The sequence below is a fragment of the Streptomyces sp. HM190 genome, from assembly GCF_009857135.1.
Classification (GTDB): Bacteria; Actinomycetota; Actinomycetes; order Streptomycetales; family Streptomycetaceae; genus Streptomyces; species Streptomyces heilongjiangensis.
In genome coordinates this window covers 5,590,821-5,605,413 of sequence record NZ_CP047318.1, presented here as the reverse complement: position 1 = coordinate 5,605,413, position 14,593 = coordinate 5,590,821, and the positions used below count along the sequence as shown (strand labels likewise).

General features: G+C 70.4%; 17 protein-coding genes. 6 read left to right on the top strand and 11 right to left on the bottom strand.

Translation table 11 applies throughout. The annotated features are described in order from the left end of the window. Positions 1-204 precede the first annotated feature (204 nt). From GSY65_RS24090 to GSY65_RS24080, 3 genes are all read left to right on the top strand, one after another. On the top strand, positions 205-1,530 hold the full coding sequence (locus GSY65_RS24090) for a PhoH family protein (RefSeq protein WP_159772379.1): 1,326 nt from the start codon (positions 205-207) through the stop codon (positions 1,528-1,530). A gap of 427 nt (positions 1,531-1,957) precedes the next feature. Further along, positions 1,958-2,668, top strand: coding sequence for a transglycosylase SLT domain-containing protein (locus GSY65_RS24085; protein WP_201452648.1), 711 nt, complete (start codon positions 1,958-1,960; stop codon positions 2,666-2,668). A 186-nt stretch (positions 2,669-2,854) separates the two neighbouring features. Continuing rightward, complete coding sequence (locus GSY65_RS24080; RefSeq protein ID WP_159772376.1) at positions 2,855-4,345, top strand: AI-2E family transporter; 1,491 nt, start codon at positions 2,855-2,857, stop codon at positions 4,343-4,345. On the opposite strand, the gene GSY65_RS24075 is transcribed toward GSY65_RS24080, so the two are convergent. After that, on the bottom strand, positions 4,342-4,908 hold the full coding sequence (locus GSY65_RS24075) for a dihydrofolate reductase family protein (protein WP_159772374.1): 567 nt from the start codon (positions 4,906-4,908) through the stop codon (positions 4,342-4,344). The two genes, GSY65_RS24080 and GSY65_RS24075, sit on opposite strands and share 4 nt — an antisense overlap. Positions 4,909-4,933: 25 nt before the next feature. On the opposite strand from GSY65_RS24075, the gene GSY65_RS24070 reads away from it, so the two are divergent. From GSY65_RS24070 to GSY65_RS24060, 3 genes are all read left to right on the top strand, one after another. Beyond that, positions 4,934-5,272, top strand: coding sequence for a GntR family transcriptional regulator (locus GSY65_RS24070; protein ID WP_328707511.1), 339 nt, complete (start codon positions 4,934-4,936; stop codon positions 5,270-5,272). Positions 5,273-5,344: 72 nt separating this feature from the next. After that, positions 5,345-5,620 carry a hypothetical protein gene (locus GSY65_RS24065; RefSeq protein WP_201452647.1) on the top strand — a complete coding sequence of 92 codons (276 nt, stop codon included), beginning with the start codon at positions 5,345-5,347 and terminating at the stop codon, positions 5,618-5,620. Beyond that, entirely contained in the window at positions 5,596-6,009 is a 414-nt protein-coding gene (locus GSY65_RS24060; RefSeq protein WP_159772365.1) for a DNA-binding protein, read from the top strand. Before GSY65_RS24065 ends, GSY65_RS24060 begins: the two co-directional genes overlap by 25 nt. Positions 6,010-6,043: 34 nt before the next feature. Here GSY65_RS24060 and GSY65_RS24055 read toward each other — a convergent pair whose 3' ends face one another. The 10 genes from GSY65_RS24055 to GSY65_RS34010 all read right to left on the bottom strand — a co-directional run bounded on the left by GSY65_RS24055 (position 6,044) and on the right by GSY65_RS34010 (position 14,383). Beyond that, positions 6,044-6,679, bottom strand: coding sequence for an OmpA family protein (locus tag GSY65_RS24055; protein ID WP_201452646.1), 636 nt, complete (start codon positions 6,677-6,679; stop codon positions 6,044-6,046). A gap of 2 nt (positions 6,680-6,681) precedes the next feature. Next, positions 6,682-7,275 carry a hypothetical protein gene (locus tag GSY65_RS24050; protein ID WP_159772359.1) on the bottom strand — a complete coding sequence of 198 codons (594 nt, stop codon included), beginning with the start codon at positions 7,273-7,275 and terminating at the stop codon, positions 6,682-6,684. Between the two features lie 15 nt (positions 7,276-7,290). Further along, positions 7,291-7,860, bottom strand: coding sequence for a pilus assembly protein TadG-related protein (locus GSY65_RS24045; protein ID WP_159776337.1), 570 nt, complete (start codon positions 7,858-7,860; stop codon positions 7,291-7,293). 44 nt (positions 7,861-7,904) lie between these two features. Then, a complete protein-coding gene (locus tag GSY65_RS24040) occupies positions 7,905-8,114 on the bottom strand; it encodes a hypothetical protein (RefSeq protein ID WP_159772356.1) in 210 nt (69 codons plus the stop codon). A 105-nt stretch (positions 8,115-8,219) separates the two neighbouring features. Beyond that, positions 8,220-9,026, bottom strand: coding sequence for a response regulator transcription factor (locus GSY65_RS24035; protein ID WP_159772353.1), 807 nt, complete (start codon positions 9,024-9,026; stop codon positions 8,220-8,222). Continuing rightward, positions 9,019-10,554 (bottom strand): sensor histidine kinase, encoded by a 1,536-nt coding sequence (locus tag GSY65_RS24030; RefSeq protein WP_159772350.1) that lies wholly within the window; start codon positions 10,552-10,554, stop codon positions 9,019-9,021. The genes GSY65_RS24035 and GSY65_RS24030 overlap by 8 nt, the downstream gene beginning before the upstream one ends. A 113-nt stretch (positions 10,555-10,667) precedes the next feature. Next, positions 10,668-11,570, bottom strand: a complete 903-nt coding sequence (locus GSY65_RS24025; protein WP_159772347.1) for a DUF5936 domain-containing protein — start codon at positions 11,568-11,570, stop codon at positions 10,668-10,670. 19 nt (positions 11,571-11,589) lie between these two features. After that, positions 11,590-12,537: a type II secretion system F family protein gene (locus tag GSY65_RS24020; protein ID WP_159772345.1), complete on the bottom strand. Its 948-nt coding sequence runs from the start codon at positions 12,535-12,537 to the stop codon at positions 11,590-11,592. 172 nt (positions 12,538-12,709) lie between these two features. Further along, complete coding sequence (locus GSY65_RS24015; protein WP_159772342.1) at positions 12,710-14,050, bottom strand: CpaF family protein; 1,341 nt, start codon at positions 14,048-14,050, stop codon at positions 12,710-12,712. Between the two features lie 57 nt (positions 14,051-14,107). Further along, positions 14,108-14,383, bottom strand: coding sequence for a hypothetical protein (locus GSY65_RS34010; RefSeq protein ID WP_236580016.1), 276 nt, complete (start codon positions 14,381-14,383; stop codon positions 14,108-14,110). Between the last annotated feature and the right edge of the window lie 210 nt (positions 14,384-14,593).

Below are 14,593 nucleotides of genomic sequence, written 5' to 3'. Positions count from 1 at the left end.
GGTTCTCAGCGGGCGGCTCGGGGCCGTCCGCCCGGGAGGCCCTTTGCACCAGCCCGATCGTGCGGTCACAGCACGGACGAAGCAGCGGAGGGCCGGTCACCGGCCCGTGCAACGGCGCCGTCGACCGGCCGGTTGTTCCCGCCCTGCCCACCCTGGGTTCCATCCCGTCGCTCCCCGACCTCATCCGAGGGGGTACGTCCTTCCGTGGTGACCAGCACAAAGCGCCACAAGCCAGACCGGCGCACCTACGTCCTCGACACCAGCGTCCTGCTGGCCGACCCGAACGCTCTGAGCCGCTTCGACGAGCACGAGGTCGTGCTTCCGATCGTCGTGGTGACGGAGCTGGAGGCGAAGAGGCACCATCCCGAACTCGGCTACTTCGCCCGGCAGGCCCTGCGTCTGCTCGACGAGTTCCGGGTCCGGCACGGCCGCCTCGACGCCCCCATCCCGATCGGGGACCTCGGCGGGACCGTACGCGTCGAGCTCAACCACTCGGACCCCAGCATCCTGCCGACCGGCTACCGCCTGGGGGACAACGACTCCCGGATCCTGGCGGTCGCCCGCAACCTGCAGGCCGAGGGCTACGACGTGACCGTCGTGTCGAAGGACCTGCCCCTCAGGATCAAGGCGTCCTCCGTGGGCCTCCTCGCCGAGGAGTACCGCGCGGAACTCGCCATCACGGACGCCTCCGGCTGGACCGGGATGTCCGAGGTGACCCTGCCGGGCGACCAGGTGGACATCCTCTTCGAGGAGGGGACGGTCTACGTCCCCGAGGTCAGCGGCCTGCCCGTCCACACGGGTCTGACGATCCAGTCCGAGCGCGGGAAGGCGCTCGGCCGGGTGACGGCGGACGGCAACATCCGCCTCGTCCGCGGCGACCGGGAGGCCTTCGGCATCCACGGCCGCAGCGCCGAGCAGCGCATCGCGCTGGACCTGCTGCTCGACCCGGACGTCGGGATCGTGTCGATGGGCGGCCGGGCCGGCACCGGCAAGTCCGCGCTCGCGCTCTGCGCGGGCCTGGAGGCCGTGCTCGAACGGCGCCAGCACCAGAAGGTGATGGTCTTCCGACCGCTGTACGCGGTGGGCGGACAGGAACTCGGCTATCTCCCCGGCAGCGAGGCCGAGAAGATGAGCCCCTGGGCGCAGGCGGTCTTCGACACGCTCTCCGCGGTGACCTCCCGCGAGGTCATCGAGGAGGTCACCGCGCGCGGCATGCTGGAGGTCCTTCCGCTCACGCACATCCGCGGCCGTTCGCTCCACGACGCGTTCGTCATCGTGGACGAGGCCCAGTCGCTGGAGCGGAACGTCCTGCTGACCGTTCTGTCCCGGATCGGGGCGAACTCACGGGTGGTTCTGACCCATGACGTGGCACAGCGCGACAATCTGCGCGTCGGCCGCTACGACGGCGTCGTCGCCGTGGTGGAGAAGCTGAAGGGCCACCCGCTCTTCGCTCACGTCACGCTGACGCGGTCCGAACGCTCCCAGATCGCGGCCCTGGTGACCGAAATGCTGGAGGACGGGCAGATTTAACGGTTCTGCCGGTTCCGGACGATCTGACCATTTTTGGTCAACTCCGGTCACCGATGGACCTCTTGGCGCCGTCCGGCAAAGGCGATGAGCCTAGCCGGGCGGCGCCTCGGCATGTGAGGGTTTCCGGGAATCCCCGGGGCCGAACCAGGTGTGAGCTTTCACACGCATCTACGAATTGCCTTGCGGCGCCGGGTTACGGCAAAGTCTCACTTCTGTCAGGCCCCGCATACGACACAGCCGTACCCCCAGCGGTACGGAACCACGGCAACACCACGGTCAACTCCATAGCGTCGTCGTATGCCGCCCGAGCACCACGCGGCGCTCCCCGCAAGGGAGTTGCCCACCGGGCCCGCGCCTCCGTGACCCCGCAGTTGGGAGGCCAGCGTCAGGGGCACGATTGCGTCCGCCAGGGTCACCGAGGTGGGCGATGCTGGAAGGAAACCGTGTGAGCCGGATTTCGGTCCGGGGATTCGCAGTGGCCTCGGCCACCGCGGTCACCGCAGTCGGAAGTGTCGTCGGAGTTGCCTCGGGCAGCACCGCCCAGACCACGGACGACGCCGAGGCGGTCGCGAACGACACCACGTTGCTCGCTGACATACCCGTAGGCCAGCAGGCCCAGGTCCAGACCGCATCCCTGACTGCACAGGCCGACGCCCAGGCCATCGCCGCCGACGCGACCGCCCGCAAGGACGCCGAGGAGACCGCCCGCAAGAAGGCGGCCGAGGACGCGATCGCGAAGCAGAAGCAGGCGGAGAAGGCCGAGCAGGAGCGCAAGGCGAAGGAAGAAGCCGAGACGAAGGCCCAGGCGGCCAGCTCCCTCGGCAGCACCCCGGCGCAGAGCTCCTACTCCATCGCCGAGATCCAGGCGATGGCGAAGGCAGTCGTGGCGAGCGACCAGTGGACCTGCTTCAGCAACATCGTGAACCACGAGTCCAGCTGGAACTACAAGGCCGTGAACCCCTCCTCGGGTGCCTACGGTCTCTTCCAGGCCCTCCCCGGTTCCAAGATGTCGTCCGCCGGTTCGGACTGGCAGACCAACCCGGCCACCCAGATCAAGTGGGGTCTCAACTACATGGAATCGCGCTACGGCAGCCCCTGCGAAGCGTGGTCCTTCTGGCAGGCCAACAACTGGTACTAGGCCCGCCGCACCGTCGATGACCAGCCGCGATCTTCGTCGGCGGGGCCTCGTCGGCCGCTCGGCCTCCGGAAGCCCCCCACCGTTCTTCGGTGGGGGGCTTCCGCCCTGTACGGTCGAAACCCCGGGGAGGAATCGCGCCCTCCGGGACGAGTGGTGGACAGCAGGGGCGACGGGGGAAGTGGACGCATGAAGTCGCGGGTGCCAGGGTGGCTCGGCCGGATGGGCTCCGGCCTGAGCAGGTGGGGCGAGCGGTTGGAGCGCCGCCGCGCGGAGATCGAGTCCGAGTCCGTGTCCTCGGGGTCTTCCGGGCCTGTCGGTCCTGCCGGGTCCTTCGGGTCGTCTAGGGCTTCGGGGTCGGCAGCGGGCTCCGGCTTCTCATCGGACTCGGGAGCCTCCTCGGGCGCGGGGGCCGCATCGGGCCCCGGGTCCACCGAGGGTTCCTCCCGTCCGTCCGGAGGCGACGCCCTCCAGAAATCTGCGGCGGGATCGGGGGGTTCCCCCGGCGGCGGTCCGGCCGACGCGCCCACCGCAGTGCTGCGCACGCGCCCCGACCCCGCGTCCGCGGTGCCGTGGGGCATGCGGGTCGCGGCCGAGGCCGGGTGGCGGCTGCTCGTCCTGGCGGGCACCGTCTGGGTGCTGATGCGGATCATCAGCTCCGTCCAGCTCCTGGTGCTGTCCTTCACCAGCGCGCTGCTCATCACGGCGCTGCTCCAGCCGACGGTGGCCCGGCTGACCCGGCACCGCGTACCGCGCGGCCTCGCCACGGCCCTGACCGCCGCCCTCGGTTTCGTCATCATGGGGCTCATCGGCTGGTTCGTCACCTGGCAGGTCGTGGAGAACATCGACGACCTCTCCGACCAGGTGCAGGACGGCATCGACGAGTTGCGGCGCTGGCTGCTCGACAGCCCGTTCCATGTCACCGAGAACCAGATCAACGACATCGCCCAGAACCTCCGCGACGCCATCAGCGACAACACGGACACGATCACCTCGGCGGGCCTGGAGGGCGTGACCGTCATCGTCGAGGCACTCACCGGCATCCTCCTGACGATCTTCTCCACGCTGTTCCTGCTCTACGACGGCAGGCGGATCTGGCAGTGGTCGCTGAAGCTGGTGCCGGCGGCGGCCCGCCCCGGAGTCTCCGCGGCCGGGCCGCGCGCCTGGCGGACATTGACCGCGTATGTGCGCGGCACGGTGATAGTGGCCCTGATCGACGCCATCTTCATCGGCCTCGGCATCTACTTCCTCGACGTGCCGATGGCCGTCCCGCTCGCCGTGTTCATCTTCCTGTTCGCCTTCATCCCCCTGGTCGGCGCGGTCGTCTCGGGCGCCCTCGCCGTGGTCGTGGCGCTGGTGACGCAGGGCGTCTTCACCGCCGTGATGACCCTCGTGGTGGTCCTCGCGGTCCAGCAGATCGAGGGCCACATCCTCCAGCCGTTCATCCTCGGACGCGCCGTACGCGTCCACCCGCTCGCCGTCGTCCTCGCGGTCGCCGCGGGCGGGATGATCGCGGGCATCGGCGGCGCGGTGGTCGCGGTGCCGCTGGTCGCCGTCACCAACACGGTGGTGGGGTCACTGCGGGCGTTCTCGCAGGGCAGGCCGTACGGGGACGAGGAGCCGCACGACCAGGAGGCACTCGTGGACGACGGGGAGCGGTCGGGCGGGAGCGCGGGTTAGTTCCTTGCGTGGCGGAGCAGGACGACTCCGTTGCCGAAGGTGCGGGTCTCGATCAGGCGCAGGTCGGTCTTCGGCATCTCCTCCGCCTGGGAGAACAGCGGCCTGCCCCGGCCGAGGATGACCGGGTGGACGTAGAGCCAGTACTCGTCGATCAGGTCGTGCCGCATGAACTCGGCGGCGAGGGTGGCGCCGCCGAGGGCGAGGTCGCCGCCCTCCTGCGCCTTCAACGCCATGATGTCGTCCACGACGACGTCCCGGACGATCGTGGTGTGCCACTCGGCACGGTGCAGCGTCCGCGAGAACACGAGCTTCGGCTTCTCCCGCCAGATCCGGGCGAAGTCCGCGACGGGGGCGGGCGCGTCGGGGTCCCGGTCGGCGGTCGGCCAGTAGTCGGCCATCAGCTCGTAGGAGACCCGGCCGTCCAGGAAGGCACCCATGTCCCTGAGGACGTCGTTGAAGTGGGTGTGCAGCTCCTCGTCGACGAGATGCCAGTCCAATTCCCGGTTCGGGCCCTCCATGTAGCCGTCGAGGGACACGGACATCATCAGGACGATCTTTCGCATGTATGGATTCCCTCACGCTTCTCGGGTGTCGACCTGGGACGAGCATGACGCGGGGAAGGGCCGGCCGCACGGATATGGCGTCGCGGGGTGGAGGGTCCGGCGTTGCCGGCACATCAGCAGAGGTGACCTGCGGCCCTGCGCTCGCCTGCCCGGTGAGCGTGATCTCGCCGCGGAATACGGGGTCGCGCACCCGACAGCCCGCCGCACGACCCGCGAACTGCGTGAACGCGGCCTTGTCGTCACCGTGCCCGCCAAGGGCGCCTTCGTGGCGTATCCGCCGGAGCCGAAGCCGGACCCCACTCCGGAGCAGAAGAACCTCATCACGGTTCCGAGCGGTTTGCTACTTCGTTTGACACCACACTGATGGCCTGGCGTCATGGAGACTCCGGAGCAGTACCGCAAGGATGAGGGGCATGCGCAGAAGGTCAGCGTGTCCATGCCCGCAGGGCGCGTCGCGGCAGTCAAGGCCCGCGTGGGTGCGCGCGGCTTCTCCGCCTATGTGAGCGCGGCCGTGGAGCGGCAGATTCAGCGCGATCTGCTGGAGGAACTCCTCCAGGCCAAGGAGGACGAGATCGGCCGCCCTTCCCCCGAGGTCCTGGACTGGGCTGCGGAGATCTTCCAGGAGGCGGAGGCCCTGGCAGCCGACGAGCGTCGGGCTGAGGCGACCGAGGGGGACGAGGGCGCGGCATGGCCCGATCGCAAGGCCGGTTGAGTCACGGTGTCCTGCTCCTCGACAGCGAGGGGCTGAGCAAGTTCATGGCCAACGATCCGCGGGTCACCGGGCTGATCCGTACGGCCCAGGCCAAGGACACCCCGGTAGCCCTGAGCAACCTCACGTTGATCGAGGCATGGCACGCCGAAGTGCGCATGGACCGCCTCCGCTGGCACACGTCCCGCCTGGAGGTGTTGCCTGTCAGTGATGCGATCACCTGGCGCGCCATCGACCTGCTCCGGAACGCGAACCTCCACGGGCACAAGCACGCGATCGACTCCGTCGCCGCCACGGCTCTGGGCTACGCCGGGCCCCGCATCATCGTCACATCAAACGCGGACGACATGAACAAGCTGTGTGGCGACAGGGTCCGTGTCGTGGGTGCCTGAGCGACCGTGCCGTCTTGTCCCAGCCGATCGCCGGTCAGCTCTGTTCGCCGCCGGTACCCGACGCGGTCCTCGGGAAGGAGACCTCCACGCGGCGGTTCTTCTTGCGGCCCTCCTCCGAGGAGTTGTCGGCGATGGGGTAGTCCTCGCTGTAGCCGCGCACCTCGAAGGTGACGTCACCGTCGAGGTCGCCGGCCAGGATGTCGTGGACGGCCTCCGCGCGCTTCTTGGAGAGGGTCAGGCCGTGGGCGTACGAGCCCAGGTCGTCGGTGAAGCCGAACACGCGGACCTTGGTGGCGCTCTGCGCCTTGATCTCCGCCGCGATCGCCTCGATGCGGGAGCGGGCCTGCGGGTTCAGTTTCGCGCTGTCCTTCGGGAAGAGGACCTCCGCCTGGAGCGCGAAGGTCACGTTCTCGTTGGTGTCCTCGCGGCGCTCCTCGCCGCCGAGGTCCTCCACGACCGACTTGATGTCCAGCACCTTGGCGGGCGCGAGCGTCGCCCCCGCGGCCAGCTTCAGCCCCGGACTGTTCGCGTCGACCTCCGGGGGCGGGGAGGTGGTGACGGAGCCCGGGGGCTCACTGGGGTCGTCATCGGCGCGGGCCACCGGGGTGGCGAGGGCGAGCGCGACCACGACCGCGAGGGCGGCGGTGACCCGTGGGGTGAGAGCGGCCATGGTCACTCGCCCTCGGAGAGCTCGATGGTGGCGGGGGGCATGGAGCCGACTTGGAAGTCAACGGAGGTGGTGTCTTGGGGGGGTGCGGGGAATTGGGCGAACCAGTCCGTGGTCGCACCGGTCTGGACACCGCCGGTGAACCTCGTGCACAGACACCGCCCTTCGGTGTCACGCAGAACGAGGTACTTCTTCTTCCCGTTCGGGTCGACGAGGTTGGCGCCCGCGATGGAGCCGCCGTTTTTGACCAGTTCGCTTTCGTCACCCCGCCACTCCGCACCGACCCACGGCTTGCCGGTGCCGTTCGTCACGGTTCCCTCCACCGTGACGAAGCCACCGCTGTCACGAGCGGCCGAGGTGACCTTGAGCGTCAGGCCGCCGGCCTTGACCTCGGCCAGCACGGACGGTTCGGCAGGAGCATCGGATTCCTCTCCGGCCTCGTTCTCGCTGTCCTTGGACGGCTTCGCCGACGAGTCCGCCTTCGACGGCTTGTCGTCGTCCCCTCCCCCGCCGCAGCCGGCCACCGTGAGGACCAGCCCGGTGGCGATCGTCACCGCGGTCAGAGCCGCGCGGCCCCTTGTGGTGTACCGGAACTTCATGGACACAGCTTCCTCTCACTCGGCCAGACGCACAGAGAACATCACGGACGGGTCGGGAAGGTCGTCCGGATCAAAATTGTCGGGGTCGATGTCTACCGGCTCACCGTCACAGTCCAAGGTCACCGGCTTCGCGGGTTCAGCGTCCAGGCCGACATCGCAGCGGGGTTGGACGACCGCGGTCGCCTGGGCCGTGGCCGGCAGGCTCTCGGTGCCCGGGATGATCGAGTCGCCGACGGTGTAGTTCGTCCGGACCTCGACCTGGAAGCCCGGGAAGCCACCCACCTCAGTGGGTTGGGCTCCGCCCAGTACCGTCGAGTCGTTGGCGGCGGCCAGTTCCTGGGCGGCGGCCGTCGCGCCGTCAGCAGGCAGGCCACCGGGAGGATCGAGCCAGTCCAACCAGGCGTCGTCACCCGCTTCGATGGCACCCCCGAGGTCCAGCAGCAGATCTTCACGCGCCTGCTGTGCTGCCGCCAACGCCGCAGCGTCCGCCGCGGACTGAGCGCCACTGCGGGCGGACGCGGCTTGTGCGAACACGAAGAAGGCCAACGCGACGAAGAGCAGAATCGCCGTCAGCCAGATGTAGATGGGAAGGGTCGACCCTCGGTCGTCGAACCGGGACCGCCAGCCGCTCAGCCGCCGATGACGTTGGTCACGGCCGAGAGGATCGCCCCCGAGATCAACCCGTCCAGCCCCAACCCGTCGATCATCACGAAGATCCCCGCGACGATGATCATGATGCCGGCGTACTCCACGAAGCCCGCGCCCGCGTCGCGGTTCTTGCCTCGCATGCGGGACGTGACCGTGGTTTTCCATGTGGTGAAGCGGTGCTTGATGCTCATGGCGGTTGCCCTCCCGCGCGACGGGGACGTCTATCGGATCACCGTACGTGAAAGAGTCCGTACGGGGGGTGGGCCCAGGGGCCCAACTTGGGCTGATGGACGGGGTCATCGCGTCCACCCCCCGGGGGCCGTGCCGAGCCAGTGGGCGATCGCTTCGCTGCGCGTCGTGGTGTGCAGTTTCGCGAAGATGCGGTTGATGTGGTTCTTGACCGTCTTCTCGCTGATGAAGCAGGCGGCGGCGATCTGACGGTTGTTCATGCCGGACGCGATGAGGTCCATCACCTCCACCTCCCTTGCGCTCAGGCCGAATGACGGCGGATCGTGCGGGGTGGGGGCGCGACGGTGCCGCGGCGCCTCCGATCGCTCCGCGTGCGCGGAGCGGATCCCCGACGACTGTGACACATACGGTTGCAGCTGCGAAGGCTGGTCGGGACTTTCGTGTGAAGGTTTGGAGGAAACGCCGAGGGAAGTTGAGACATCCGCGACCGTCGTGGCGACGGACGCGGAGACCGTCGGGCGGCCCTCCCGCAACTGCTTTACCGCCCGCATCAGTTCCGCCGCCGTGAAGTCGCCGTGGACCAGGTAGCCGGACGCGCCGCGGCGGACGGCTTCCGCCACCACCTCCGGTTCCGTGCTGTACGTCAGCATCATCACCGGTGCCAGCGCGGCCAGTTCGGGGAGTGCCGTGAGGCCGTCCGTGCCGGGCATGCGGACGTCGAGGAGGACGACGTCGGGGCGGTGCAGCCGTGCGTCGCGTACCGCCTCCTCGCCGTTGGTCGCCTGGGCCACCACCTCGATGTCCGGGTGGGCGCCGAGGAGCGCGGCGAGGCCGGCGCGGACGACCGGGTTGTCGTCGGCGACCAGTACGCGCAGGCGGGGCTCGGTGGGGAGTTCCTGGTCCCGGTCATGCATGGGCGGACTCCTGGTGAGGGGGTCGAGGGGGGCGGGGCGTGTCCGAGAGGGGCTCGCGCAGCGGGAGGGTCAGGGTCACGGCCGTGCCCGGTGGGCCGGGGGTGATGTGGAGGTCCGCTCCCAGCTGTTCGGCTCGTTCTCTCATGCCCACGAGACCGAAGTGGCCGGAATCGGATGCCTCGGCCAGGGCGTGTGCGGGCGGGAGGCCCACTCCGTCGTCCTTGATCGTGAGGCGCAGGGCGGTCGCGGTGACTGTCAGGGCGACGTCCGCTCTCGTCGCGCGCGCGTGCCGGTGCGCGTTCTCCAGGGCTTCGGTGACGATCGCGAGGAGGTGGTGCGTCGTACCGGCGGGGAGGGGCGGGGGTTCCGGGCCCGTATGGGTGAGGTGCGTGGGGAGGGTGGTGCGGGTCGTGAAGGTCTCTGTCCTCTCCGTCAGTTGGGTCTTCAGGTCCTCCGGGGATGTCGTTGTCGTCAGGTCCGTGTGGCGGCGCAGGTCCGTGAGGAGGTCGCGGGACTCGGCGGCGGCTCGGCGGGCCGCCGCGGCCACGAGGGTCGCCTGCCGGCGCAGTACGGCAGGGTCTGGCGCGGGGCGGTCCGCGGAGGTCGCCAGCGCGTCCGCGGCGAGCGCCAGGCCGTGCAGGGTCTTGGTCACGGAGTCGTGCAGTTCGCGGGCCAGGCGGGCGCGTTCCGACTCGACGGCATCCGCCACGGCGAGCCGGGACGTGGCCTCCGCGAGGGCCTGCGTAGCCGTACCGAAGCGGAACATCAGATTGCGCAGGGTCACGCCGATGATGCCGGCCGCGACGCAGAAACCGGCGATGAGGAGGGTGCCCGCGCCCGCTCCCGGGCTGTGCTCCCAGGCGCGGTGCACGGTCAGCAGGACGGCCAGCTGGAGGCCGGTGAAGAGGCCGGCGCCGCGCCAGCCGTAGAGGAGGCCGGCCAGGAGCGGGGTGCAGACCGTGGCGTAGGCGAGGGGCGAGACCGGGGAGGCGGTGAGGAGGAGGACCGCGCCGAGGAGGAGGTCCAGCGCCATCAGGGAGGGGTGGGCGAGGAGGCGGGGCGCGAAGCGGTCCCAGTCCCGGAGCATGGCGTACGCGATGGTGATGCCGAGGGCTGCGACGACGAGCACGGCGTGGGTGGGGGTGCCGTCGGAGGTGTGGGCCATGGCGAAGGGCGTGCCGATGGCGAGCATCGTGAGGCGGACGGCGATGGTCTGGCGGGAGAGTGCCTGGAGGGCGTTGAGCTGGAGGCGGAGGGTCGCGGGGGGTGCCGCGTCGTCCTGGAGGTAGCCCGCGGCGGAGCCGGACACCGCCGGGGGTACGGCCCGCGGTAGGGGCGGGCTCAGGGCCGCTCCCCGGCGGGGGAAGCGCAGCGCTGCCGGCAGTCGGGACACGCGCAGCGCCTTCGGCAGTCGGGACGTACGGAGGGCGGCCGGAAGTCGGGGCGGGCGCAGGGCCGCCCCGAGCCACGACGCGCGCAGGGCCGCTCCCGTGCGGGGCGTACGCAGGGCCGCTCCCGTGCGGGGCATACGCAGGGCCGCTCCCGTGCGGGGCGCGCGCAGGGCCGCTCCCGTGCGGGGCGTGCGCAGGGCCGCCCGTGGCCGGGCGGTCTCGGGGTGTGCGTTCCGTCCGTGGGCTCTCATCAGCGGCCCAGGATCTCGCCGAAGTTCGTGCCCGAGCCGAGGAACATGCCCGTCGCGATGAGGATCATCGTCGCCGGGAGCATGAAGACGAGGGTCACCAGTGTGGCCTTGGGGATCGTCCTCGCGGCCCTGCGCCGCGCGTTCTGGGCGTCCGTGCGGCGCATGTCGGCGGCCAGCTGGATCAGCGTCTCCGCGATGGGGCTGCCCAGTTCCTCGCCCTGCTGCAACGCCGAGACGAACTGCGCGACCTGTTCGGAGGAGTTCCTCTTGCGGAGTTCGTCGAACGCCTGGCGGCGGCTGACACCCATGTCCATCTGGCGGAGGGTGATGCGGAGTTCGTCGGCCCACGGGCCCTCGTACTTCTCCGCCACCCGGTCCAGGGCCTGGCGGAAGCCGAGACCCGCCGAGACGACCACGGCGAGCACGTCCAGGAAGTCCGGGAGCGTGCGGTCGATGACGTCCTTGCGTTCCCGGACCGCCTGCCAGATCGCGGCGTCCGCGGCGAAGAACCCGAACGCGAAGGTGCCGGCGGCGAAGAGAGGGCGGTCGCTGGTCAGGAAGACCAGGCCCATGAAGGCGCCGAAGAAGCCGTACACGGCCCGGCGGGCGGCGTACCGGTTGAGGGTGAGGCCGCCGGGGTTGCCCGCCATGTCGATGCGGCGGCGCTTCGTCTCGACCCGGCGAGGGCCCATGAGGCGCAGGACGAGCGGCGCGAAACGCATGCCGAGCCGGTCGACCGCCGAACCCGTCCTGGAGACACGGGTCGCGCCCACCTCCAGGGCGAGGGCCAGGTCGCTCGGGAGTTTCGCGTCGGCGCGGATCATCCGGATGCCGAGGAGGACACCGGCCACGGCGACGGCCATCAGCAGGGCCAGGAGGAGGGGGAGCATCGATGTGGTCATGTCGGTCGCTGCTCCCTTCTCAGACTTCGATCTTGCCGAGGCGGCGGATGACGAAGAAGCCGACGGTGTAGAGGCCGATCGAGACCAGGACCAGGACCTGCCCGAGGGGCGAGCCGGTCACCCGGGCCAGCGCGCCCTCGTTCGAGGAGTTGATCAGGAGGAGGGAGCCCAGGCCCAGGAACGGCACCGTGAACGCCGTCGCGTTGACCTCGGAGAGCATCGTCCGGACCTCACGACGGGTCTCCTTGCGGTCCTCCAGGGTCTGGGTGAGGTTGCGGAGCGAACTGACGACCGTGCCGCCCGCCTTGTTCGACAGGACGAGAGTGGTGACGAGGACGACCAGTTCGCGGGAGGGGAGGCGTTCGGCGAGCTCGCCGAGCGCGTCGTCCACGGAACGGCCGAGGGCCAGCTGGTCCGCGACCCGCGCCAGTTCCTCCCCCGCCGGGGCCTCCAGCTCCTCCGCCGCCATCGCCAGCGCCGTGCGCAGGGCGAGGCCGGCAGCCGTGGCGTTGGCCAGCAGGCGGGCCACGTCGGGGAGCTGGTTGATGAACGCCTCGATACGCTTCTGGCGCTGCCAGTTGAGGAAGATCGCGGCGGCCCAGATCCCGACGGCGCCGGCGATCGGACCGAAGAACGGGGCGAGCGTCGCGGCGGCGATCAGCCACAGGGCCGCCACCACCATCGCCACGTAGGTGGCGAACTCGCCCGCCGTCAGGTCCAGTCCCGTCGAGGTGAGGCGGAGGTGGATCGCGCGCCCGAGCCGGGTGCGGCGCAGACGGCGGTCGACGGCCGTGAACCGCCGTACGCGGCCGCTCGCCGTGCGCTGCGGGCCGCCCCCGCCGGCGGCGAGACGGTCGACGAGGGCCTGGCGCTGCGCGCGGCCGGAGGCGTAGGAGTGCGCGCCCGCGACGGCGAGGGTGCCGCACAGGACGGTGGCGCCGAGGGCCAGCAGGGTGGTGTTGTTCACCGGGCGCTCCTGTCTGTGGTCGCGGGGCGGGTGCGGGTGCCGGTACCGGTGCGGGCGTGGGTGTGGGTACGGGTACGGGTACGGAGCGTTGGGCGGAGCTGGGGCGTCGGGCGGGTGCGGGGTGCGGGGTGGGGTGCCCGGGGAGGTGCGGGGTGGGTGGCTTTCCTCCGGGTCATCCGATGGCCTGCCTCGTGTGGAGTACGTCGATGGCCTCCGCCACGCCGTACGCGGGTGGCAGGGGCTCGTTCGCCACGTAGAGCTTCTCAGCGACGGAACGCGGGATCGGCAGGTGCTCGAAGCGGCCGTGGACGACTCGGTCGGCGCCGAGGGGGTCCGGGGCGAAGCGCGAGACCGTGGCGATGCGGAACTGCTCGCGGCCGTGCGAGACGAGGAGCGCGATCTCGGTGATCTTTCGGGAGCCGTCGGCGAAACGGGTCAGCTGGACGACTACGTCCACCGCCGAGTTGATCTGGTCCTTGAGCGCCTCGAAGGGGATGAGGACCTCGGACATCGAACCGAGGGTCTGCAGGCGCATCAGCGCGTCCTCCGCGGAGTTCGCGTGGACCGTGGCGAGCGAGCCGTCGTGGCCCGTCGACATCGCCTGGAGCATGTCCAGGGTCTCGCCGCCGCGGACCTCACCCACGATGATGCGGTCCGGGCGCATGCGCAGGGAGTTGCGGACCAGGTCGCGGATGGTGATCTGCCCCTTGCCCTCGATGTTGGGCGGCCTCGACTCCAGGCGGATGACATGCTCCTGCTGGAGCTGGAGTTCGGCCGAGTCCTCGATCGTGATGATGCGCTCGCGGGGCGGGATCAGGCCGGAGAGCGCGTTGAGGAGCGTCGTCTTGCCGGTGCCGGTACCGCCGCTGACGATCACGTTGAAGCGGGCGCGGACGAACGCGGCCAGCAGCATCAGCATCTGCTCGTCGAGGGAGCCGAGACCGATCAGCTCCGGGAGCGTGTACGCCCTCGGGAAGCGGCGGATCGTGAGGGTCGGGCCGGTCAGCGCGAGCGGGGGGATGATGACGTTGACGCGTTCCCCGGTGGGGAGGCGGGCGTCGACCATGGGGTTCGACTCGTCGACGCGGCGGTTGACCGTGGAGACGATGCGTTCGATCGTCTGCATCAGCTGGTCCGTGGAGGCGAAGCGGAGCGGAAGCTGTTCCACGCGGCCGGCTCGCTCCACGAAGATCGCGTCGGGGCCGTTGACCATGATCTCGGTGACGGAGGCGTCGGCGAGGAGCGGTTCCAGGACGCCCAGGCCGAGAGCCTCGTCGACGACTCTGCGGATCAGCTGGGAGCGTTCCGCGGAGGAGAGGACCGGGCCTTCCCTGCTGATGATGTGGCCGAGGACGCGTTCCAGGCGGGCTCGGCGGTCGGCCGCCGTCAGGGCCGACATCTCGGCGAGGTCGATCTCTTCGAGGAGCTTGGCGCGGTAGACGGCCACGAGGTGTCCGTCCTCGCGTCCGGTTCCCCCCTCGTCGGGGGCGGCGATACGGGATCGCAGGCTCATCTCTTCGTCAACTCCTCTCGGGGCGGGGGTGTTCTGCTTGGTCCGGGGGCTCTCGTGTCAGTCCTGGTCCTCGTCGTTCGGCATCGTCGCCGTGCGTTCGAGGGTGACCGGCTCGAAGAGGGGGATCACGGAGGGGACCGTGACGACGACGGTGGCGGTGGTGGTGTCGGTGCCCTGGTCCGGGCTCACCTCCGGGTCGAGCCAACTGCTGGCCGCGGCCTGGCCCGCCGCGACGCCGTCGTTGCCGAGGGACTCGGCGCGGGCCGCGGCCCGCGCCGCCGAGCCGGCCTGGCTGATGCCGTAGCCGATGAGGCCGAGTTGGATCGCTGCCATGGCCACCAGGAGGAGGATGGGGAGGAAGCCGGCGAACTCCAGGATGGCCGCGCCTCGGTCACTGCGGTGGCAGGGACGGGGGCGGGGCCGGGGCCTTGGGTGTGCGGGTGCGCCGCCTTCGGGCGCGAGTACGGCACCTTCGGGCGCGGGGTGGGTCGGGGGCGCGCCGGGGGGTGTCGGTCCTCGGAACGGCGCGGAATCAGTCTCCCG